The sequence below is a fragment of the Acinetobacter sp. TYF_19 genome, assembly GCF_043105125.1.
Classification (GTDB): Bacteria; Pseudomonadota; Gammaproteobacteria; order Pseudomonadales; family Moraxellaceae; genus Acinetobacter; species Acinetobacter johnsonii.
Genome location: NZ_JBICLH010000083.1, coordinates 27960 through 49820 on the forward strand (window position 1 = coordinate 27960; position 21861 = coordinate 49820).

The following is a 21861-nucleotide window of genomic DNA, read 5'->3' on the forward strand; positions in this document are numbered from 1 at the left end:
GAAAAGGGCGAACATGAAACACTTTAAAAAAGGACTATTGGGTGTCATGGTGGTAGCTGCTATGACATTAATGGCTGCAGAAGATAGAACAATTCATGTCAACACATTTGATGATGAAGATAATGTGAACATGAATCAATGTTCACTCCGTGAGGCAATCAAAACAGCCAGTTTAAATAAGGCTTATGGCGGCTGTAGTGCTGGGAATACGGGTTCAGGTCAAACCGATTATATTCAGTTAGCAGCCGGGACGTATAAGCTGAGTAAGGAAATTGTTCCCGAGTCTAAAGTGGTGGTTTTTGGGAAAAGCCCTTATTTAGATCGTGAAAAAAATCCCATCACTTTTAAGTATCCAGCGCTAGGTGAGCTGACTTCACGGATTGATGCGGGTGGAAAGTCACGTTTATTTAATACCATTACCAAGACCAGTTTGACGCTAGAGAATGTCATTCTAGAAAATGGTTATTCGGCAGATGAAGGCGGTGCTTTACTGGTCGGTGGAGCATTAACCTTAAATAATGTACAAATTCTAAACTCAAAGTCGGATAAAAAAGGCGGAGCACTCTATCTCGTTGGTTCTGGTGAGCATCAGGTGACTGTAAATAATAGTGTATTACAAGGTAACCAAGCGACTGTAGGTAGTGTGCTTGCAATGCAATGTTATGCAGGGCTGTTGGATGTAAAAACGAATATAGAGTTTAGAGCGAATAGTATTATTTCAAATGGTCAGATATCGAATCTAAATACATTCGATTTTTGTGGTAACCCAAAAGTTGCTATGGCGAATAATACGATCGCAAAAAATACTGTGAATACTCTAAACGGGAGCATCTTGTATGCCGTTAATACCCGAGAGCATAATCTGAGTCTTGAAAGTAGTTTCTTATTTTCAAATAACACCATTGTAGAAAACAGTGCCGCGAGCGTTTTGGATTATGATGATTTCGGTACGAAGTCGTTGTATTACAATGTACTTGCATATAATGGAAATACATCATGCCGCTATGTCGGTTCTCAGACACTATCCGACAAATATGATGCCGGTGTGACGGCAGGTTACAATGCGTTTGATACTGCAACCAGTCAGTGTGAACTGGCAGCAAGTGCACGAATACTCGATGGTACGACAGATACCAATATTGATGTGAAAAATGTGGCTATAGGAAGTCTACTCAGTTCCTTAACTTCGCCATCAAAATATAATTTATTCCGCCCAATGTATTTTCCAAAAGTGAATAGTGGAGGAGTTGATTTACTAGATACCAACAGTAAATTGAGCTGCAATGATAGTGACCAGCGTGGTCTAGACCGTATTGTCGACGGAACATTGATGTTAGCACCTGCGGAAGCTAACAGCTGTGATATTGGATCGGTTGAGTTGCGTCGTTTAGCAGCAGCGGATATTGCTGATTTGAAAAATACCTCGCAGGCAGAACGTCTTCAGGCGTATGAGAATAATATTAAGGAATTGGAAGAATTAATCGCCGATAAAAACACCAATCCAGACTTTTTGATCGAGTTTAATGAAGAGTTAAAGCGTTATAAAGAGCTTTTAGCGGCAACCAAACTACATCAAAAATACCGAGCGATTTATGTCGATCCCTTTCAGTTTGTCTTGCAAGATGAGGCTGTGGTCAACACTGCTGATGGAACGTCGGCTTTAAAAGAAATGAACACTGAAAATTATACCATTACTGAAACTCAGGTATTAGGTGTAGGTGTTCTCAGCGCCAAAGATGGTGTGTTGGATACCTCAAAACTCAGAGCGGATCCAACTTTACGCTGTGAGTGGAAGGATGATTTAAAACAAATCATGATTTATCGCACCGATGGTAAGCCTACAACAAGCACGGAATATGTGTATTGCCAATATAGTGTAAAGAGTAAGGCTACGCAGGCAAGTTCTTCGGGGATTCTAAAAGCGGAGTTTAGCAATATACAACCTATTGCCAAAACGGATGAATACACCCTGAATTATGGTGGCACTTTAAAACTCAATGTAAATCCACTTGCAAATGATAGTGATGATGGTGATGGACCGATTAGTACAGTCGCGGCAGAACATCAGCGTCCAGCATTTCACCGTGATGCGAATGGAAAGGATCTTGCTATTCGTATTGTACGTCAGGATGCAGGCATTAATATTAAGCCAGAACGTACAGGTTCTTGTCCGGGAGAATATGAAAAATATGTATGTTATGGCGGCAATATTGAAGTCGAAGTCCGCAATAATTTCAGTCCATTCCCTTATGAAATTGAATATGTGATCTATGATGCAGAGGCTGAAGAGTCTAAATCTGCGATGATGTATTTTACGAACACCGCTAAAAATACCAATACGGAAGCGAGTGGCGGTGGTGGTGGCTCAATCGGTGGCCTTGGGGTGCTTGGATTGTTGTCATTAGCGTGGTTTAGACAACGACGAAAAATATAAATGTAGCCATAAAAAATGCCTCACATGAGGCATTTTTTATGGCTGTTTCTAAAGTATTTACATTCAACTAGGCATCTTAATGTGTAGCAGTGTTGCTATGGATGTACTTGTTGATATATTCATTTCGAATATTCACACGTTCATCTGCATCTGCTTTTTGCATGCGTACACGTAAATCACGTCGTTCTTGGGTGCTCATCTGTTGCCAAGTGTCACGCATTTTTTGCTTTTCTTGTTCAGGTAACTGAGTAAACCAGTCCATACGTTGTTGCAGGGCTGCACTTTGCGCATCGGGCAGTTCTTTAAGGGATTGGTAACGTTGAATCAACGCTCGTTGTTCTTCTTCAGACAACGACTCCCATGTTTCAGACACTTGGGTATCTGCATCTTTAGAAAAAATCCAAAAACGATCAAAACCTGCAAAACTGGTTTGTAAAAAACCTAGCGTGCAAAGTGCGAAAGCGACACGTTTAGCTGCCATGTGGAACAGTGTCCTCACCTAAAACCAATAACATTTCTAAATCTTCAACCATTTGAGGTGAAAGTTTAGGAGTCGAAACCACTTGGTTATGTGGCTTTTCATCAAGGGTTATAGAGTTCGGAAGTACGACAAAGCCAGCAATAGCCGCAGCTAAAGCAAAACCAGACATTTTCCAAAGGCCATAACGTGAGGACTTTTGATCTTGAATGTCATCAAGAACATGTTGCATCACCACGGGTTTGTTTTTGTGGTGTTGCGCGAGCCCATCAAGTTTGGAGGTTACTTGCTTTAAGAAATCATCTTTCATTCGGATGATCCTCCTAGATGTGGATTCAAATGTGCGAGAGCATTGCGTAAGCCTTGAATCGCACGGTGGTAATGAGTTTTAACGCTGCCTTCAGAGCAATTCATGATTTGTGCAGTGGTTGCAGTATCAAAACCTTCCCATGCACGTAACATAAATGCTTGCTGCTGACGAACGGGAAGACCAGCAATGGCTTCTTGAATTTCATCCGCAGTGACAGCTTGACTTAAAAAGTCTGAAGGATTCAGCGCTCTTTCATCGACCACCTCATTGACTTCAAAATCGTCATCATCAAGACTGACTTTTTTAAAGAAAGAAAAGGGTTGTGCTCGACGTGCTTCTTTACGACGCCAATCCTGTAATTTGTTGGTTAGAATGGTATAGAACAGGGGATACCATTCTTCCGTAGATCGATCGGAATAAGATTTGTGTAATGAAATAAAGGCTTCTTGCACCAAATCCATGGCGATACCCTGCTGGTTTTGGGTAGCACTTTCCATCATTACTAACGCACGACCAGTCACTTCTTGCATGAAGTTTTTTAGGCGAGACTCGGCGGTACTCTTAAGAGTACTAGAATCTTGCGTTTTAGACTGTTTGGGTGCTAAATCCATAGAGATGGAAAATCCTGTCATCGGATACCCACCATTATTTCCTCGATCATGTGCCTATAACGTTGGAAATAATGGTTTGGTTGACAACACAAGTAATTATTTTTTCTAGTGTAATCTATTTTTTCTGCTGAGCCGACTTTAGTTAATATAACTTAACGATTTTAAAGTCGTTGTCGTACCATTTCAAAAAAGCAGATTGAACCCGCAATAGCGACATTGAGAGATTCTTGGCCACCGGGCTGTGGGATGCTCAGTGCTTGAGCATGTGCTAAAGCAAAGTCAGAAACTCCTTGGCCTTCATTGCCTAAGATCCAGACACAAGCTTGTGTTAAATCTTTTTGATATAAACTTTCAGCCTGATGTGAGCTGGTCACATACACTGGAATTTCAAAGCGTTCGAGTACATCTTCGATGGCAACGTTTTCATAGGTGTTAAGTGAGAAGTGTGCACCCATGCCTGCGCGTAATACACGTGGTGACCAGAGTGCAGCAGAACCTTTGGTACAAATAACTTGCTTAATACCTGCTGCAGCAGCAGAACGGAGTAGTGTGCCTACATTGCCTGGATCTTGAATGTTTTCCAAAATCAAGGTATCCAAGCTAAAGTCTACACTTTGGCTTGAACTTGGTAAGTCTACAACTGCCAAGAAGGGCAAAGTGGTTCCTAATGTGCTTAAGTCACGATATAGGCTTTCAGCAATGACAAAAACAGCACCTTCATATTCATCTAAAATATCGCAAATATCAGGGTGTTCGAGTGCATTTTCAGTGGTGAAAATAGAATTGAGTTTCTTCTTTTTTTCAACCCAAGCTAAGCCTAAGTGTGTCCCTTCAAGCACAGTTTGACCTTGCTTTTTACGGTAGCTACTTTGCTCTATTAAACCGCGCAGATGTTTAATCTTTGGGTTGTCTTTTGATTCAAGAAAAACGATTGACATGGGAGAGACTCATGCGCATAACGCTTCAGATGGCTATGCGCATTTAAAAAAAATTAGTTGTGGTAGCCGGTCACTAAATCGACTTCGTTTTTAGAACCAATAATCACTGGGACACGTTGGTGTAGGTCAGTTGGTTCGATGTCTAAAATACGAACGCGACCCGTTGTTGATGCACCGCCAGCTTGTTCAATTAGCATACTCATAGGGTTTGCTTCATACATTAAACGCAGGCGACCTGCTTTTTTCGGATCTTTGAGGTCGTATGGATACATGAAAATCCCGCTACGGCAAAGAATACGGTGAATGTCGCCCACCATACAAGCTACCCAACGCATATTGAAGTCTTTCTCACGTGGACCTGTTTTACCTGCGAGAAGTTCTTCAATATAACGTTTTACTGGGTTTTCCCAGTGGCGTTGGTTTGATGAGTTAATGGCATATTCTTTGGTATCTGCTGCCACTTGAATATTTTCAGAGGTGAGCAAGAATTGTTGAGTTTCTGGGTCAAAGGTAAAGAACACCGTACCTGCACCGACTGTTAATGCCAACATGGTTGATGGGCCATAAAGCACATAACCTGCAGCAACTTGCTGGTTGCCTGCTTGCATAAAGTCTTCAGCTTGTGTCACTGCATTTTTTGCAGGCAAGATTGAGAAAATAGTACCCACACACATATTGATGTCGATGTTGCTTGAACCATCAAGTGGGTCAAATAAAACTAAATATTTGCCATTTTCTTGAGCTGGCGTGAATTCATCCAATTCTTCAGACGCTAAGCCACCAACTTGTGGGTGGACTTTTAGAGCATCAATCAAATAATCATTTGAAATCACATCCAGTTTTTTCTGTTCTTCACCTTGCACGTTTTCATGCTGCGCGCTACCTAAGACACCAGCTAAAGCACCTTTTTGTAAAGCTTGATCGATGGTTTGGCAAGTAGCAGCAATGGTGCTAATCACTTGTGCCAATTCAGGCGTAAGATTTCCCGTTTGTTGTTCTAAAAATTGGGACAGATTGAGATATGACATAAGGGGGAGGACTCCACTAAAACTTGAATACGTAACAAAATCAACATTGCGCTATATTTTAGTCGAGAACGAGACAAAAGAACAATTAAACTCGACTATTTGCTGCGATTTTACCCTTGCAAGTCTTGTGGAAAGTGCTATGTTGATGGAAGGAATATCAGGTAAAAATAGGAGCACAACAATGACAACGCAAAAATTTGATGCGACTCCAACGCCGAGCGAAGGGATTAACTTAGATGATATTTCAGACGATAGCGTGAAAAAAGCGTGGCAAGATTACGAAGCAAAAGCTGAGTATAAAAAGTTCAATAAACATGACATGATTGAATCTATGCAACATGCTGAAGAGTCTGATGAAAATCCCAAGCCTGAACAAGTTTAAGTCATAAAAAAGCGCTCATCGAAAGGAGCGCTTTTTTTTATTTCAGTTGTAATACCAGCATTATTTTAAAAGTGGTGGTACCGCTTCGTAGTTAATTTCTACGCGACGGTTTTCTTTCCATGCATTTTCGTCATGGCCTGCATTGATTGGCATTTCTTTACCATAACTAACGGCTTCAAGTTGGTTTGGACTCACACCTGTGGTGATTAAGAAACTTTCAACCGCTTTGGCACGACGTTCACCCAATGCCATATTGTACTCACGTGTACCGCGCTCATCGGTATGACCTGTTAACGCCACGCGCGAATTTGCATTTGCCATTAAGAACTGCGCATGGGCTTGTAGCGTTTGGTAATCATCATTGCTGAGGTCGCTACTGTCATAGTCAAAATGTACAACGCGTTTTGCTAAAAATGCTTTGTTGGCTTCAGTCACGCCTTTTGCCGATGCACCTGCAAGATTTTGTGCATTTAAAGCTGCATCTTCACTTAGACCTTGAGTATTGACTGTGGTTGAGCCATTTGGGTTTTGACCCGCTTCAATTGTTGCAGCAGGTTTACGGCTCGCACATCCTGTAACTACAAGAGCAGTCGCTAAGATTGGAAGGGCTAAAAGTTTGATCGATTTCATTCTTCATCTCCATGAAAATTGATGATTATTAAATGACTAGTCATTAAAAAGTTATTTGGGTGCCCAAGCAGGTTCACGGACTTCACCTTGTTCACTTGGTAAATTCATACGGAAACGGCCATCCAGTGACATGATCGATAACAAACCACGTGAACCTTCACGCGTTGCATAGACCACCATCTGCCCATTTGGGGAAAAACTTGGTGATTCATCCAAACTGGTTGGCGTTAAAATATTGGTGACACTTGAGTTTAAATCTTGAATAGCGACTTTATAGTTACTACCACTTGGACGGTGGACCAGTGCCAGCTTTTTGCCATCGGCACTGAGCGTACCACGTGCATTGAATGCGCCACGGAAGGTCAGACGGTTATAGCTGCTATTTGCCAAGTCATAACGGTAAATTTGCGCAGAACCACCACGGTCAGAAGTAAAGATAAATGACTTACCATCTGGTGCATAACGCGCTTCAGTATCAATGGCACTGTCGTTGGTCATACGCTGCAGTTGACGGGTTTCCAAGTTCATTTGATAGATTTCTGGGTTGCCATGCATAGAAGCGGTGAACAACATACTTTTCCCATCTGGAGAGAAGCTTGGTGCACCATTTAGACCACGGAAGCTAGCAAGCTTTTCACGCGCACCTGTGGAAAGGTCTTGGACATAAATTGCAGGGCGTTTGGTTTCAAACGATACATAAGCGATTTTCTTGGCATCTGGTGTCCAAGCAGGTGATAAAATTGGGTCGCGGGACGTTAAAATTGTACGTGGTTGCTCACCATCAGTATCGGCGATTTGTAGTGTATAGCGTTGTTCCGGTGTAGCTGGATTACGTAGCACATAAGCAATACGACCGCTAAAGTCTCCTGGAATACCAGTTAATGCTTGATAAATGGCATCACTAATCATGTGTGCAGCAGAACGAACGCGTGATGCTGGAACAGTTAATAATTCATTTAAAAGATATTGTTGTTTTTGGACATCATACAGTTGGTAATGAACCTCGTAGCTACCATTTTCAGTGGTTTTTACTGTTCCTGTAACGACATATGGAACACCTGCTGCTTGCCAGTTGGCTGCGTTCGGATTATTCATGCTGGCTGTTGCAGGCAAATTTTTTGAAGCGCTGGTAAATTTCCCTGAGCGGTTTAAATCCGTTTCAATAATGGGATAGAGACTGCTGTCATTGCTAAAAGGTACGATTGCAATTTTAGGCGCTTCTTCAGGTGCTTTTGCAATTTCTAAATGAAGCTGAGCATGCGCTTGAGTCACTAAGACTGGGCTGAAAGCAGTTAAAATGGCTAGGCTAAGAAGGTGTTTACGCGTCATTTCCATCATTCGTTATTTACTCAAACAAACGGCTTTTATTGTGGGTTTAATTGTTCTACATAATGGCATGATTTTCTAATATTAAAAGCATGAAATTATGACTGATCTGTTATAACACTGTGAAAAATGAGTAAGAATTAAGTCGTTTAAACGTAAATACAAAAACGCGTAGGTAGATCTGTGTGATAAGGGCCAGTAGCGACTCGCTTGTATGGAGTGAAATATCGACTGAAATTAAAGATGTTGTAATGGTTGTTATTGAAAGCTAAAACAGATTAAACGTATTTAAAATAAGTCATTTGAGTACTTAAAAATACTGTGAATATGGCTGGAAAAATCCCCCTGACTGTTCAGAGGGATTTGGGTTATTTCGCAGTAAAGGATGAAGTAAAGCTTTGTGCTTGCCGGCGTGCTTCTGGATCTGAAGGCATTGGATAGGGTGCAGCAGAACGAACAGCTGCTTCGACGCTGGCTTTCATGTCAGGGTCACTGGAGCTTACGATCACAGATCGTACAGCGCCACTATCCGAAAGCGTGACACGTGCAGTCGCGGTTTTACCCGTTGAACCTGCTGGGGTATCCCAAGCACGCTTAATTTTATTTTCAAAGTCGCGCTTAGCCGTTGAAGCAATTTGCTTTGCTTCTGCTTTCTTTTGCGCGGCTTCTTCGGCAGCTTGTTTTGCAGATGAAGCACGTGCTTCTTCAGCTGCACGCTCTTTCGCTTCAGCATCGGCTTTACGTTTTGCATCAGCAGCAGCCTTGGCTTTTTCTGCATCGGCTTTGGCTTTTGCATCAGCATTTGCCTTAGCTTTATCCGCATCAGCCTTACGTTTCGCATCAGCGTCAGCTTTGGTCTTCGCAGCATCTGCTTTAGCTTTAGCATCAGCATTTGCCTTGGCTTTATCGGCATCTGCTTTAGCTTTCGCATCAGCGGCGGCTTTCGCTTTGTCCGCATCGGCTTTACGTTTTGCATCAGCGGCAGCCTTGGCTTTATCTGCATCTGCTTTGGCTTTTGCATCAGCCGCAACTTTAGCCTTATTGGCATCAGTAATTTGTTGCTGCTTTTTAGCGAGATCTGCTTTCTTTTGTGCCTCTAGCTTCGCTTTTTGTACTGCCTCTGCTTTTTTCAATGCTTCTAAGTTTGCTCGGCGTTTGGTGTCTGCTTCAGCTTTCGCCGCTGCATCTGCTTTGGCTTTCTCAGCATTTTTAGCTTGCTCCGCTGCACGGGCAGTAGCACGTTCTTGCTGAGCTTGTAGTTTTTCAGCTTCAGCCTTTGCACGTGCCTGAATCTGCTGCTGTAGTTCAGCTTTACGCGCTGCCGCTTCAGCAGCTTTAGCATCCGCTGCTGCCTTTTGAGCGTCGACCTTTGGCACAACGGGTGTTATAGGTGGTGCAGTTGGGATAACAGGTGCAGGCTCTACAACTGGCGGAGCAGTTTGTGTGATTTCTTTGGCTACATTTTCATGTGCTGTTTCCGTAAACTCTGTTTCTTCAAGCGTAACAGGCTTTAAGTCCTCAGGTTTGATGAGCACAGTTCTAATTTGCTTCGGTGGCTCTGGTGGTTTACTCATACCAAGATAAAGTAAGCCAACAACAGCAATCACATGGACACCAAAGGTAAATCCAAGCGCGATGGCTTTTTGTTTAAAAGGTGGCTTTTTAAAATCTTTCATAAATTACTTTAATGGCTCTGTGAGTAATCCAACTTGGCTGAGACCCGCTTCTTGTAGGCTGTTCATGAGCGACATGACTTCGCCATAAGAGCGTGACTGTTCACCTTCCACAACAACGGTTAAAGTTTTATTTTCAGCCTGAGCTTGTTGCTGTGCTTCACTTAAAATAGACGTCAATTCAGATAAAGCCAAAGGTTCAGCTGAACTGTGTGTTTTATATTTAAGGAAATAGCGACCTTCTTTATCTAAGCTGACCATTGCAGGTGCATCTTTTGATTCAATGGGGTTGCCATTGGCCTGAGGAAGATCGACATTGATGCCGCTGGTAATCATGGGTGCGGTGACCATAAAAATCACTAATAATACGAGCATGACGTCAATATATGGGACGACGTTCATCTCACTTTTTAGTGGCTTTTTAATGCGCTCGAAGCGCCCTGAACGTTGAATTGCCATTAGTCATGTTCCTTAGTTTCACCCAAAGACTGACGTTGTAATAACGCAACCATTTCTTCTGCAAATAAAGCACGATCGGAGTAAACCGTTTCGCCTTTTCCTGTGTAATGGTTAAATGCCAATACTGCAGGAATCGCTGCAAATAAACCAATCGCTGTAGCAATGAGGGCTTCAGCAATACCAGGTGCAACCGTTGCAAGGGTGACTTGATCTACGTCTGCTAAACCGATGAATGCATTCATGATGCCCCAAACGGTACCAAATAAGCCAACATACGGGGCCACAGAACCAATGCTGGCCAAAGCACCTAAGCCTTGTTCAAGTTGGCTTTGGTCACGACTTAGACCGACGCGTAAAATACGTTCTGTGCCTTCAATGGTTTGTGCTGGAGCAGCATTGCGTTTTTTTAGTTTTAAAAACTCGCCTAAACCTTGATAAAAAATATCCTCAAGGCCGACACGTTTGGAGTTAAGTTGCGCATTGTTATACAGCGTATTCAGTTCAGCACCTGACCAAAAAATTTTTTGGAAATGGTCATCGTCTGCCTGTGCTTTTTTATAACTCATGTGTAACTTGGCAATCAGATACCAGCTAAACAGCGAGGCCAAAAGTAAAGCCAGCATTACCAGTTGTACGACTGGGCTTGCTTGTAATATTAGATCTGAAACTTGAAGAGATGATTCGAGTTGAGTTGCCATAGTTACTACATGTGCCAATAATTTTTTTAGTCTTGTCCTAATTCTTTTAGAATCAGTTCGCGGATTTCATCGGGAAGTCGACGTGGTTTCATTTCTGAACTGATACATGCCAATTCGACCTCACCTGATGCAAGCATGATTTCACCACGATAAATATTTTGTTGCAACACAAATGACGTAGCCTTACACGAAACAACACTTGCTGTAACAGTAATTAAATCATCCATTAAAATTGGACGTGAATATTTCACATTAATTTTGTGTACAACGAAGTTATAGTCTTTTTGATGCCAGTAATGATCTACACCAGAAGCTCGTAACCACTCTGTACGGGTACGCTCCATAAAGCGAATATGATTGGCGTGGTAAACAATGCCACCTGCATCAGTATCTTCAATATAGACACGAATGTTGAATTCAAATTTATTCGCCATGAGAGTATTCCGTTTTTCCAGTTGTACGAGTCGATTTAGATTGACTTGGCGCTTTTATATTTAAGGACAGGGTCTTAAAATTGATGCACGTCAAAGTACTAATGCGTCGCAGTTTAGCATTATGAGATTTCACTCCAATGGCACAAGATGTCAAATATTGTGATTCATGACTGTTGGGGGAGTTAAGCGCTGTATGGCTATAAAAATATAAGGATAAGGGAATGAATGGTTATTTTAAGCTGCTGCTTATTTTGGCTGTGGCATTTGTGTTTAGTCCGCAGAAAATAAGGGAGAGTAACTCTCCCTCTAAAATTATTTATTTGTCTTTCGGTTCCGGCGGTGTCATACCAAACTGCAAATATGCCATATTGGTGGCAATACGGCCACGGGCTGTCCGCATGACATAACCTTGTTGAATCAAATACGGCTCAATCACGTCCTCTAATGTGCCTGAGTCTTCAGCCATAGCAGCTGCCAGGGCTTCTACACCACCAGGGCCGCCATCAAAACGTTCAAGTAACATACTCAAATAACGACGGTCTAAAGTGTCTAAACCATCTTTATCGACATTGAGCATATCGAGGGCACGCTGAGCCATGTCTTGTGTCACTTCACCTGTACCTTTGACTTGTGCATAGTCACGAACTCGACGTAGTAAGCGGTTGGCGATACGCGGCGTACCACGTGAACGACGTGCAATTTCTGCTGAACCTTCACGTGTAATAGGTACATCCATCAAATTGGCAGAACGAGTCACAATATGCGTCAAGTCAGCGACGGAATAGAATTCAAGGCGTTGCACGATGCCAAAACGGTCACGTAAAGGAGAGGTGAGGAGTCCAGCACGTGTGGTTGCGGCAACTAAAGTAAAAGGGGGTAAGTCGAGCTTAATTGAACGAGCCGCAGGACCTTCACCAATCATAATGTCGAGTTGGTAGTCTTCCATGGCAGGATAAAGAATTTCTTCAATCACTGGTGAAAGGCGGTGGATTTCGTCGATGAACAGCACATCACCTTCTTCAAGGTTGGTCAGCATGGCTGCCAAGTCCCCAGCACGTTCCAATACGGGGCCAGACGTCGACTTGAGGTTTCCACCCATTTCACGCGCAATAATATTGGCAAGTGTGGTTTTACCTAGTCCCGGTGGACCAAAAATTAAGGTGTGATCGAGTGCTTCACCACGACCACGGGCTGCGCCAATAAAGATTTCCATTTGTTCACGAACCACGGGCTGACCAATGTAGTCATCGAGTGAGGTCGGGCGGATAGCACGGTCGATATGATCTTCGGGTTTTTCGGAACCACCGATGAGACGGTCTTGCATATAGTTGAATCAATCTCTGGCTGAACTTTCGAGGCACAGCCTCAAATTATGATTTGTGTTTAGGTACCATTGTGTAGGCATTGCCTTACTTTTGAAAGATCAAAAGTAACAAAAATCTTGTGTTGGATTGAGGATATGTCCTTATATCCCAATCCAACATGGCGACATTCATGTCGCCTTCGTGTATCCAATTTAGGTGTATTGGTGTGTCTATTTGGATTATTTATTCATCGATTTGAGTGCAGCACGGATGATGTCGCTCGCCTCAGTAAAATCACCTTTTGCAGCATTGACCAATTTCTGTGATTCTAAAGGTTTATAACCTAAAGACTGCAACGCCGCTTCAGCTTCTGCCACGGCAGAGTTGCCTGTGAACTGGATTTGTTCAACGGTTGAGTTGCTTGGCACTGTGCCTGAAGACATCGCTTTAAAGCGATCACGTAATTCGATCATGAGGCGTTCAGCGGTTTTTTTACCCACACCCGGTACTTTAACCAGTGTGTTGATATCTTCATGTTCGACAGTATGAATCAACATGTCGACACTGAGCGTGGAAAGAATACCTAAAGCCATTTTAGGGCCGACACCGTTGACCTTTAATAGGGTGCGAAAAATGATTTTTTCTTGTTGATGCAAAAAGCCATAAAGCAGTTGAGCATCCTCACGCACGGCAAGGTGCGTCCATAAGGTGATTTTCTGGCCTTTTTGTAGTTGGCAGAAGGTCGTCAGTGGTGTATCAATTTCATAACCAACACCATTTACATTTAAAAGTACGGTGGGTGCTTCTAGTGCGAAGACTTCACCAATAAGACATCCGATCATGTTGTGCGATTCACTTTTTTATCAATGGTTGCATAGTAGTGAGCATTGCGCAGAAAGGCAAAAGGCTCACGGAAAATTGAGTTCGGATTGATGGCTTTATCATCAAACTGGATGTTGATGACTTATTTAAATTAATCCTGCCTTATTGCCTTGTAACTCTTGAGACAAGTTGTACGCTTGGTGGTCTGAAAATTTAGAAATAATATCTAAGACCTGCATGATATTTTCATAGTGGTTGCTACCAAAGTGCGCACCAGAACGACATAAAATAGCCATTAAGCGTTGTTCTTTAAAGCTCAATGTTTTATGCGGTGTAGTGAGCGGAATAAAGGCATCTAAAATGTTTTGTAAACTTTGATGGGCAATAATTTCCAAACCCGCTTTTTGTGGGTGTTCAAATATTTTATCGCGGGCTAAATCCTTTGCACGGTTAATGCCTAACTCAATATCAGCAGCGCAGTATTGCAGTAAGCTGCCAGCTAGTTGTCCGTTTAAAATTTCAAAATGATGCTTAGCAAAAGCCGATGTGACTTCTTCAACCAGACGTTTCATCACTCGTCCGCGCAGGGCTGCAATTTTTTGCTGCCAAGTCGTATCTGGCATCGACAGTTCAGTTGGTGCGCTGTATTCACCCAGCAAGCTTAAAAAAATCGGTTCAACTTCTTCATAAGACAACATGTTTAAAATAATGCCATCTTCAAGGTCAATCAGGGCGTAGCAAATATCATCTGCAGCTTCAAGTAAATAAGTCAGTGGATGACGACAATAATGATATTCACCCAGTTGAATCAGTCCGAGTTGCTCTGCGATTTGTTGCAGGATTTCTTTTTCTGCCTGATAGCAGCCAAATTTGGCACGTTTACTGGCAGGAGTATTGCCTTGCGATTCGATGGTTTTAGACAACCATGGATATTTTAAGTAAGCTCCCAGCGTTGCATAGGTCAGACGCATGCCACCATCATTAGGATGGTAGTCAATTTTAGTCAGTAAGCGTAGACCTTGGGCATTACCTTCAAATTGACGCACATCGGCTTGTTCTTCTGGGGAAAGTTTCTCTAAAAAGTTGCCATGTGATGCATCGTCAAACCATTCACGAATAGCATATTCACCTGCATGGCCAAACGGTGGGTTTCCAATATCATGTGCTAAACAAGCCGCTTGAATAATGGCTCCAACATCGGCAGGGGAAATCCACATTGGTAGTTCATCTTTGATCTTTTCCGCTGCCAGCATGCCAAGAGAGCGGCCAATACAGGAGACTTCAAGCGAATGCGTTAAACGAGTATGAATGCCATCGTGTTGAGTCAGTGGATGGACTTGGGTTTTTCGGTTCAGTTGGCGAAAACTTTGGGAAAAAATAATTCGGTCATAATCTTTGTGAAATGGACTACGTGCCAATTCGGTATTTTGTTTTTTACTTCCAATACGAACTGTTGAGAGCAGTTCCAACCAACGCATTTGCATCATTTATCGTTATTCAGTAAGTCATTGGCTTCATCATGCCAAAAAAGTGTGACGAGCTCTAGAGGGCTGCGACATAAGTTGTCTTTTAATTTATGCAGTATTAAGTTTTCAGAAATAGAACATCTTAAAGCAGTCATGTTTGTTCTCAAGGAGGCTATCGACTTCGTTATTTGCAGCTTAAAAATCAATTGAAAAGGGTTTTTAGAACCCGACAAAAGCCCAAAAGTCGGGCATCTTTGAAATTTATCCCTTAAAACATTTGTTACTAATCATGTTTGATTTTTAAAGTCAAAGTAAATTGATCTTTTAAAACAAAGAAATCTCACTTTTTTAAGTCGTAGACGACTAGCTGATTTTGGCAATACACAGTAGAATATGCGCTCTCTTCAAGTCACATTGAGGTAGGTTGTCTAGACCTGCCCGTGGAGCCAAAAACAGCATGTTTATCGTTGCCGGTGCACCTGCACACTCTTCTTTTAAGCAAACACAACTTTTAACACGTCTATCGTCTATTAGTTCTGTTCAATCAATAGAAAGCCAATGGGTTTACCTTTTCGACCAAGCGCTCGACGAGCAACAACAGCAATCTGCTTTGCAGTTATTAAATGATGGCGCAACCTTCCAAGTTCGCCAAGCGACAAGTGATGAAGTTCAAGTACTTGTGACGCCACGTGTAGGCACAATTTCGCCGTGGTCATCAAAGGCAACGGATATTTTTGCCAACTGTAATACCCCGATACACCGCTTAGAACGCGGTGTTTTGTTTACTTTAAAAGGTATTTCTGAAGTATCGGATGCAGTGAAACAAGTTTTACATGACCGTATGACTGAAAGTGTGTTCAATCAAATTGAAGACGCTGCTGCATTATTTTCTGAAACTGCACCAAAGCCTTTAAACGCAATTGACATATTAGGTCAGGGTAAAGACGCTTTAGTGAAGGCGAACTCTGAGTTTGGTTTTGCGCTATCTGATGAAGAAATTGATTATTTAGTGGCTGCTTTTAACAAGCTCGGCCGTAATCCGCACGATATTGAACTAATGATGTTTGCTCAGGCAAACTCAGAGCACTGTCGTCATAAAATCTTTGGTTCTGAATGGACAATTGATGGTGAAAAACAACCATTGTCATTATTCCAAATGATTAAAAACACTTATAAAGAATCACCGACAGACGTATTGTCAGCATATAAAGACAATGCTTCGGTGATTGTTGGTTTTGATACTCAGCGTTTCTATCCTAAAAAAGACAATGAAACAGGTCACCACGTTTATAAATACAAGAGCCAGGCTGCTCACATTTTGATGAAAGTGGAAACCCACAATCATCCAACCGCGATTGCACCATTTGCCGGTGCTGCGACCGGTTCAGGCGGTGAAATCCGTGATGAAGGTGCAACTGGCCGTGGTGGTAAACCAAAAGCTGGCTTAACCGGTTTCACGGTATCGAACCTGAACATTCCTGGTTTTGAACAGCCTTGGGAAGAAAATTACGGTAAGCCATCACGTATGGCATCTCCACTTCAAATCATGATTGAAGGGCCATTGGGTGGTGCTGCGTTTAACAACGAATTTGGTCGTCCTGCCTTAAATGGTTACTTCCGTACATTTGAACAAAACGTCAATGGTGACGTGAAAGGTTTCCATAAGCCAATCATGATCGCTGGTGGTTACGGTAACATCCGTCCTGACCATGTTGAAAAAGATGCAATCCAACCGGGCGATCTATTGATCGTACTTGGCGGTCCTGCAATGCTGATCGGCCTAGGGGGTGGTGCAGCATCTTCAGTAGACAGCGGTAAATTGGGTGAAAACCTCGATTTCGCTTCGGTACAACGTGAAAATCCGGAAATGGAACGCCGTTGTCAGGAAGTGATTGATGCCTGCTGGCGCATGGAAGATTTCAACCCGATCGTATCTGTACATGACGTGGGTGCGGGCGGTATCTCCAATGCCATGCCTGAGCTTGTGAATGATCATGAGTTGGGTGCGGTGCTTGACCTGCGTAAGATTCCATCGCTTGAGCCAGGCATGTCTCCAATGGAAATCTGGTCAAACGAAGCGCAAGAACGTTATGTCCTGGCAATTCGTCCAAGTTCTTTAAGCCTGTTTGAATCTCTTTGTGCACGTGAACGTTGTCCGTTTGCGGTGTTGGGTGAAGCGACTGAAGCACGTCACTTAACCGTTGAAGATCCATTGTTTGAAAACAAAGCCGTGGATATGCCAATGCAGGTGATGCTTGGCGGTACACCGCGCATGAGCCGTTCATATGAAACGATTGAACGCAAAGGCGACGACTTTGATGCATCTAAAGTCACTGACCTGAAAGATGCGATTTTCCGCGTTCTGAAAAATCCGACCGTTGCTTCTAAATCGTTCCTGATCACGATCGGTGATCGTTCAATTACCGGTATGGTTGCGCGTGACCAGATGGTCGGTCCTTGGCAGGTTCCTGTAGCGGATGCTGCGGTCACTACCACCAGCCTTGTGGGTTACACTGGTGAAGCGATGGCGATGGGTGAACGTCCGCCAGTCGCATTGTTAAATCCAGCGGCTTCTGCACGTTTGGCTGTGGCTGAGTCAATCTCGAACATCATGTCTGCAAAAATTGACCAGATTAGCGACATTAAACTGTCTGCGAACTGGATGGCGGCTGCAGGTCAACCGGGTGAAGACCAGGCTCTATTCGAAGGAGTGAAAGCCATCGGTATGGAAATGTGTCCTGCGCTGGGTATCGCGATTCCTGTTGGTAAAGACTCGTTGTCTATGCGTACCACCTGGAACGACGAAGGCGAAGACAAGTCTGTAACATCTCCAATGTCTGGCGTGATTAGCGCATTTGCACCGGTAACCGATGTACGCAAAACCTTGACGCCTGAACTGAAAAATGAAGATTCAGTACTGGTACGTATCGACTTGTCTAAAGGTCAGTTCCGTTTGGGCGGTTCGATTCTGGCTCAGGTGTATAAAGCGATTGGTTCGGTAACGCCTGATGTAGACAGCTTCGAAGACTTCAAGGCATTCTTTGCATTGGTTCAGGACTGGAACAACCGTGGCTTGATCAAGGCTTATCATGACATCGGTGATGGCGGTTTACTTGCAACTGTTGCGGAAATGATGTTTGCAGCACGTCTCGGTGTGGCTTTAGAAGATCAATCAACTGAAAGTTTATTTGCAGAAGAAATTGGTGCAGTGCTTCAAATCAGCGCGTCTGATTGGGCAACACTTGCAGAAGAAGTTGCGGCATCTACATTACGCGATGCAATTGCGGTTATTGGTACTGTAAATAATACAGATCAATTGACTGTAAATGGCTTAGTACTTGAACGTGCAGACTTGCAAGTGGCGTGGACTGAAGTGTCACATCAGATTCAACGTCTACGTGATAACGTGGAAACAGCGGATCAAGAATTTGCATTGATCACGGACAAATCACATGCAGGTATTATTGCAAAACCTACATTTGATTTGAATGAGCCAATCGAAGCGCCGTACATCAACGAACGTCGTCCAAACATGGTGATCTTACGTGAACAAGGCGTAAATGGTCATGTTGAAATGGCTGCGGCATTCGACAAAGTTGGTTTCAACACTGTAGACGTGCACATGAGCGACTTGCTTGCAGGTCGTATCAGCCTAGATGACTTTGAAGGTCTTGTGGCATGTGGTGGTTTCTCTTACGGTGACGTCATGGGTGCTGGTGGTGGCTGGGCGAAATCAGTTTTGTTCAACCCAAAACTTCGTGACCAATTTGAAAAATTCTTCAACCGTGATGAGACTTTCTCTCTCGGTATTTGTAACGGCTGTCAAATGTTGTCGCAATTGGCGCCATTGATTCCAGGTGCTGAAGCTTGGCCGCGTTTCCATCGCAACACTTCTGAAATGTTTGAAGCGCGTGCGGTGAACGTTCGTGTTGAAAAATCGAATTCTGTATTGTTAGAGGGTATGGAAGGTTCAATCCTGCCGATCGCAGTTGCACATGGTGAAGGTCGTGTGGTGACAAGCGCGGATAACTTGGCTGCATTAAATGCAGGTAATCAAGTGATCTTGCGTTATGTTGATAGTCAAGGGAATCCAACTCAACACTATCCAATGAACCCGAATGGTTCGCCAGAAGCGATTTCAGGTGTTACATCGAAAGATGGTCGTGCAACAATTATGATGCCGCACCCTGAACGTAACTTCCGTGCGGTACAGCATTCTTGGAAGCCTGAAGAGTGGACTGAAGACGGTGCATGGTTACGTATGTTCCGTAATGCACGTAAGTTCATTGGTTAATTTGGAGTCTGTGTTTTGAAAAGCCACCTTCGGGTGGCTTTTTTATTGAATTGTCTTTTTTGTTTTTTAATTTTTTATTTCTCCCGTTGAAGTTGGTTTAGATTTTGCTTTTATATTTATGTGAAAGTGATATTGTGTAATAAGTGCACAAATATCATGCAAAATAGAAGAAAGATGGATCACTAAACAATTTCAGTATCAACACTCATGTATGAGGTGATGACATGATTAAAGCAGTTACATACGAAGCAGTCGATAAGTCTGCGTTGCGTAAAAAAGGATGGAAGTTGTTTGCTGTGATTTTAAGCTTGCAATTGATCTTTTTGATTTTGGGTTATACATTGCAGATGTGATTTTGAGAATTAAAAAACCGCCGAGAGGCGGTTTTTTTCTTTATAAGAATTTTATTTTACTTTTGATTGAGCAAAAGTAACAAAACCCTTTTGTTAGACTGATGGGACGTCCTGTCCCACAGTCTAACGTGCGACATCCATGTCGCAAGTCATGTGATTGAATTTAGTCTTTGAAAATGTTGTGGTAAAAGTAAAGAAATTTCTCTTGAACAGTGTATTGAGATTTCAAGTGTTTTTTGTATTTATCACCCCAATGAGGTGGCTGATTGAAAATAAGAAAACCGAAGCTAAGTAAATCCATATTAGCATTCTGAAGATCAATCGAGTTTGGAGGATAATGAGTTTGTAGTGGATCTGAAAGACGTTGCTGATGTAGTTGGTATGTTTCTTCAACGATATTGGTCAAATGGTTATTTAGTTTGGTAATAATATAAGTATATTTATCAAATTCTTGTTTAGATATTTTCCCATTATATTTTAATAAAGTAGCACGTCCAATCATTCGAGCTTGATGTTCTAAATAGGTTTGATCCAGTATGCCTAGTATTTCTAAACCGAGTTCAGTGTTGTTTTTATCTTTAAAAAAATCTTTAATAAAATCAGGGTTATTAGTTTCTGTTTCTTGAATAAAAGCTAAAAGCTGTTTTTGTTCCTTAAGCGTTCGAAATTGTGTATAAGCCTGAATTGAACTGCTAATAAGCGATGCGAAGGGAATGGACTTAACGGCATCTTCTAAAAAAGTATTAGCAGTTTTAAAGAGTATTTCATCTGCAAGATTTTCAGTTGCGGTGAAAGCTAAATCTATTTTTGAATTTTTATTAGACATTGTACTAACCACTTCATATTATTATTTTTATATTAATGAAATACAACTTAAATAGAAATGCTCAAACTCATCTACTATGTTCCTGAATCTCACCTTGAATCTACCAAACTTGCGATTTTTGAAGCGGGGGCAGGTGGTATAGGAAACTATGAGCACTGTGCTTGGCAGGTCTTAGGTACAGGCCAGTTTAAACCTGTAAAAGATGCAAATCCGTTTATAGGTGAGTTGGATGCTTTGGAGAAAATTCCAGAGTGGCGGGTGGAAACCATTGTTCCAGAGGAAAAAGCTTCTGCTGTGGCAAAGGCTTTAACATTAAGCCATCCCTATGAAGAACCTGCTTTTGAGTTTATTCAGATGGTCGATGTACTTTAATGATGAACCTAAAAATATATCTGATACACGTTAACGGCATTCGCAACTGTTTGAGGCAGGACTTAATTGATCAGATAAAGTTTCTGCGACTAAATTGATAAACAGCGGAATAGAACGAGTTTTGCGAATGACAATAGTTTTGCCTACTTTTCCCGAAAGAAAAGTAGGTCGAACCGAAGGTTAATCCTGAAATTAAAACGTTAATGAAAGGATTCCATTGAGAAAACTAATATTAAACCTTCTGAATAAATAACTCACGATCAAAACGATACTGCGGGAAAAACACCCCATCTTCTGCACGCTCACCTGCACCAATCACCATCACAGGGTATTGTTGATCATTCAGATTTAACAGTTTAAGCACCAAAGGCTCATCAAAACCTTCCATCATACAACTATCAAAACCATAAGCCCGTAAAGCTAGCACTAGATTCTCACATGCTAAAGCTGTGGTTTTACTTGCCCAAAGTTTTGCATCGGCTTGATTAAATGCAGTTACAGGCAGTTGTTTGTCTAAGCTACGTGCAATTTTGAAAGCCACTTTCTTAAAGTTGCCCAGTGCATTTAAGTAACCTGTCTTATAGTTATAAGGAATGAACTTATAATATTTCTGTACAGCCGCAGGTGCTTCAGGAAAAGGGAACTCGGTAATATTACGTTTTGCCATTTCATCATTACGGTCTGTACGCGCGACACACACGATCAGTTCTGACGCCGTTTTAGCTGCAAGCTGGTTTAGGCAAGCTTTGACCAGCTGTTTTTTCTTAGTCGGATTCTGCACCACATAAAAAGTCCAAGGCTGTAAGTTAGATGAATTGGGCGCAAGTAGGGCCAAATCTAAACAGTCATCAAGCACATCAGCTGGAATTTCTTTCTTGGTAAATTTGCGAACCGAACGGCGGCTTTGGATGACTTTCTTAAAATTTTCAACATCGATACCTTGTGGTGCAGGCTCAAAGTAACGCTTTTTCTCTGTAGTGTTCGACATAAGTAGTTTTTCCGAATGGGTTCTTAAATATGTTG

Annotated in this window: 21 protein-coding genes; 5 read left to right on the top strand and 16 right to left on the bottom strand. The window is 42.3% G+C overall.

Going from position 1 to position 21861, the window contains the following annotated elements; translation table 11 throughout:
* Window positions 1-13: 13 nt before the first annotated feature.
* On the top strand, window positions 14-2434 hold the full coding sequence (locus ACF8FD_RS12640; protein ID WP_234303786.1) for a CSLREA domain-containing protein: 2421 nt from the start codon (window positions 14-16) through the stop codon (window positions 2432-2434).
* Between the two features lie 76 nt (window positions 2435-2510).
* On the opposite strand, the gene ACF8FD_RS12645 is transcribed toward ACF8FD_RS12640, so the two are convergent.
* The 5 genes from ACF8FD_RS12645 to ACF8FD_RS12665 form a co-directional block, all read right to left on the bottom strand.
* The gene (locus ACF8FD_RS12645) at window positions 2511-2915 is read right to left on the bottom strand and encodes a DUF3106 domain-containing protein (protein ID WP_010326404.1); all 405 of its coding nucleotides are present in this window, start codon (window positions 2913-2915) and stop codon (window positions 2511-2513) included.
* Entirely contained in the window at window positions 2905-3222 is a 318-nt protein-coding gene (locus ACF8FD_RS12650) for a hypothetical protein (protein WP_010326405.1), read from the bottom strand. The genes ACF8FD_RS12645 and ACF8FD_RS12650 overlap by 11 nt, the downstream gene beginning before the upstream one ends.
* Window positions 3219-3833, bottom strand: coding sequence for an RNA polymerase sigma factor (locus ACF8FD_RS12655; RefSeq protein ID WP_004693886.1), 615 nt, complete (start codon window positions 3831-3833; stop codon window positions 3219-3221). The genes ACF8FD_RS12650 and ACF8FD_RS12655 overlap by 4 nt, the downstream gene beginning before the upstream one ends.
* 161 nt (window positions 3834-3994) lie before the next feature.
* Complete coding sequence (locus ACF8FD_RS12660) at window positions 3995-4771, bottom strand: RNA methyltransferase (RefSeq protein ID WP_078425975.1); 777 nt, start codon at window positions 4769-4771, stop codon at window positions 3995-3997.
* A 53-nt stretch (window positions 4772-4824) separates the two neighbouring features.
* Entirely contained in the window at window positions 4825-5799 is a 975-nt protein-coding gene (locus ACF8FD_RS12665) for a class 1 fructose-bisphosphatase (protein ID WP_062034683.1), read from the bottom strand.
* Window positions 5800-5980: 181 nt separating this feature from the next.
* On the opposite strand from ACF8FD_RS12665, the gene ACF8FD_RS12670 reads away from it, so the two are divergent.
* A complete protein-coding gene (locus ACF8FD_RS12670) occupies window positions 5981-6181 on the top strand; it encodes an NF038105 family protein (RefSeq protein ID WP_004980614.1) in 201 nt (66 codons plus the stop codon).
* 60 nt (window positions 6182-6241) lie between these two features.
* On the opposite strand, the gene pal is transcribed toward ACF8FD_RS12670, so the two are convergent.
* The 9 genes from pal to ACF8FD_RS12715 all read right to left on the bottom strand — a co-directional run bounded on the left by pal (window position 6242) and on the right by ACF8FD_RS12715 (window position 15014).
* The gene (gene pal, locus ACF8FD_RS12675) at window positions 6242-6811 is read right to left on the bottom strand and encodes a peptidoglycan-associated lipoprotein Pal (protein ID WP_004693879.1); all 570 of its coding nucleotides are present in this window, start codon (window positions 6809-6811) and stop codon (window positions 6242-6244) included.
* Between the two features lie 51 nt (window positions 6812-6862).
* Window positions 6863-8146 carry a Tol-Pal system beta propeller repeat protein TolB gene (gene tolB, locus ACF8FD_RS12680; RefSeq protein WP_005399723.1) on the bottom strand — a complete coding sequence of 428 codons (1284 nt, stop codon included), beginning with the start codon at window positions 8144-8146 and terminating at the stop codon, window positions 6863-6865.
* 359 nt (window positions 8147-8505) lie between these two features.
* Window positions 8506-9813: a cell envelope integrity protein TolA gene (gene tolA / locus ACF8FD_RS12685; RefSeq protein ID WP_234303784.1), complete on the bottom strand. Its 1308-nt coding sequence runs from the start codon at window positions 9811-9813 to the stop codon at window positions 8506-8508.
* 3 nt (window positions 9814-9816) lie between these two features.
* On the bottom strand, window positions 9817-10269 hold the full coding sequence (gene tolR / locus ACF8FD_RS12690; protein ID WP_004693872.1) for a protein TolR: 453 nt from the start codon (window positions 10267-10269) through the stop codon (window positions 9817-9819).
* A complete protein-coding gene (gene tolQ, locus ACF8FD_RS12695; protein ID WP_004693871.1) occupies window positions 10269-10967 on the bottom strand; it encodes a protein TolQ in 699 nt (232 codons plus the stop codon). The genes tolR and tolQ overlap by 1 nt, the downstream gene beginning before the upstream one ends.
* A gap of 26 nt (window positions 10968-10993) precedes the next feature.
* Window positions 10994-11401, bottom strand: coding sequence for a tol-pal system-associated acyl-CoA thioesterase (gene ybgC, locus ACF8FD_RS12700; protein WP_004693869.1), 408 nt, complete (start codon window positions 11399-11401; stop codon window positions 10994-10996).
* A 316-nt stretch (window positions 11402-11717) separates the two neighbouring features.
* A complete protein-coding gene (gene ruvB, locus ACF8FD_RS12705; RefSeq protein WP_205666839.1) occupies window positions 11718-12725 on the bottom strand; it encodes a Holliday junction branch migration DNA helicase RuvB in 1008 nt (335 codons plus the stop codon).
* A gap of 219 nt (window positions 12726-12944) precedes the next feature.
* Window positions 12945-13547 carry a Holliday junction branch migration protein RuvA gene (gene ruvA, locus ACF8FD_RS12710; RefSeq protein WP_205666838.1) on the bottom strand — a complete coding sequence of 201 codons (603 nt, stop codon included), beginning with the start codon at window positions 13545-13547 and terminating at the stop codon, window positions 12945-12947.
* A gap of 126 nt (window positions 13548-13673) precedes the next feature.
* Window positions 13674-15014 (bottom strand): deoxyguanosinetriphosphate triphosphohydrolase, encoded by a 1341-nt coding sequence (locus ACF8FD_RS12715; protein WP_005399716.1) that lies wholly within the window; start codon window positions 15012-15014, stop codon window positions 13674-13676.
* A 436-nt stretch (window positions 15015-15450) separates the two neighbouring features.
* On the opposite strand from ACF8FD_RS12715, the gene purL reads away from it, so the two are divergent.
* Window positions 15451-19287 carry a phosphoribosylformylglycinamidine synthase gene (purL, locus tag ACF8FD_RS12720; RefSeq protein ID WP_234303783.1) on the top strand — a complete coding sequence of 1279 codons (3837 nt, stop codon included), beginning with the start codon at window positions 15451-15453 and terminating at the stop codon, window positions 19285-19287.
* Between the two features lie 224 nt (window positions 19288-19511).
* Window positions 19512-19640 (top strand): KGW motif small protein, encoded by a 129-nt coding sequence (locus ACF8FD_RS12725; RefSeq protein WP_252715860.1) that lies wholly within the window; start codon window positions 19512-19514, stop codon window positions 19638-19640.
* Window positions 19641-19803: 163 nt separating this feature from the next.
* On the opposite strand, the gene ACF8FD_RS12730 is transcribed toward ACF8FD_RS12725, so the two are convergent.
* Window positions 19804-20466: a hypothetical protein gene (locus ACF8FD_RS12730; protein WP_234303782.1), complete on the bottom strand. Its 663-nt coding sequence runs from the start codon at window positions 20464-20466 to the stop codon at window positions 19804-19806.
* A gap of 57 nt (window positions 20467-20523) precedes the next feature.
* Here ACF8FD_RS12730 and ACF8FD_RS12735 point away from each other — a divergent pair, with 57 nt between their 5' ends.
* Window positions 20524-20838: an NGG1p interacting factor NIF3 gene (locus ACF8FD_RS12735; RefSeq protein WP_201706272.1), complete on the top strand. Its 315-nt coding sequence runs from the start codon at window positions 20524-20526 to the stop codon at window positions 20836-20838.
* A 232-nt stretch (window positions 20839-21070) separates the two neighbouring features.
* On the opposite strand, the gene ACF8FD_RS12740 is transcribed toward ACF8FD_RS12735, so the two are convergent.
* Complete coding sequence (locus ACF8FD_RS12740; RefSeq protein ID WP_234303780.1) at window positions 21071-21826, bottom strand: nitroreductase family protein; 756 nt, start codon at window positions 21824-21826, stop codon at window positions 21071-21073.
* Between the last annotated feature and the right edge of the window lie 35 nt (window positions 21827-21861).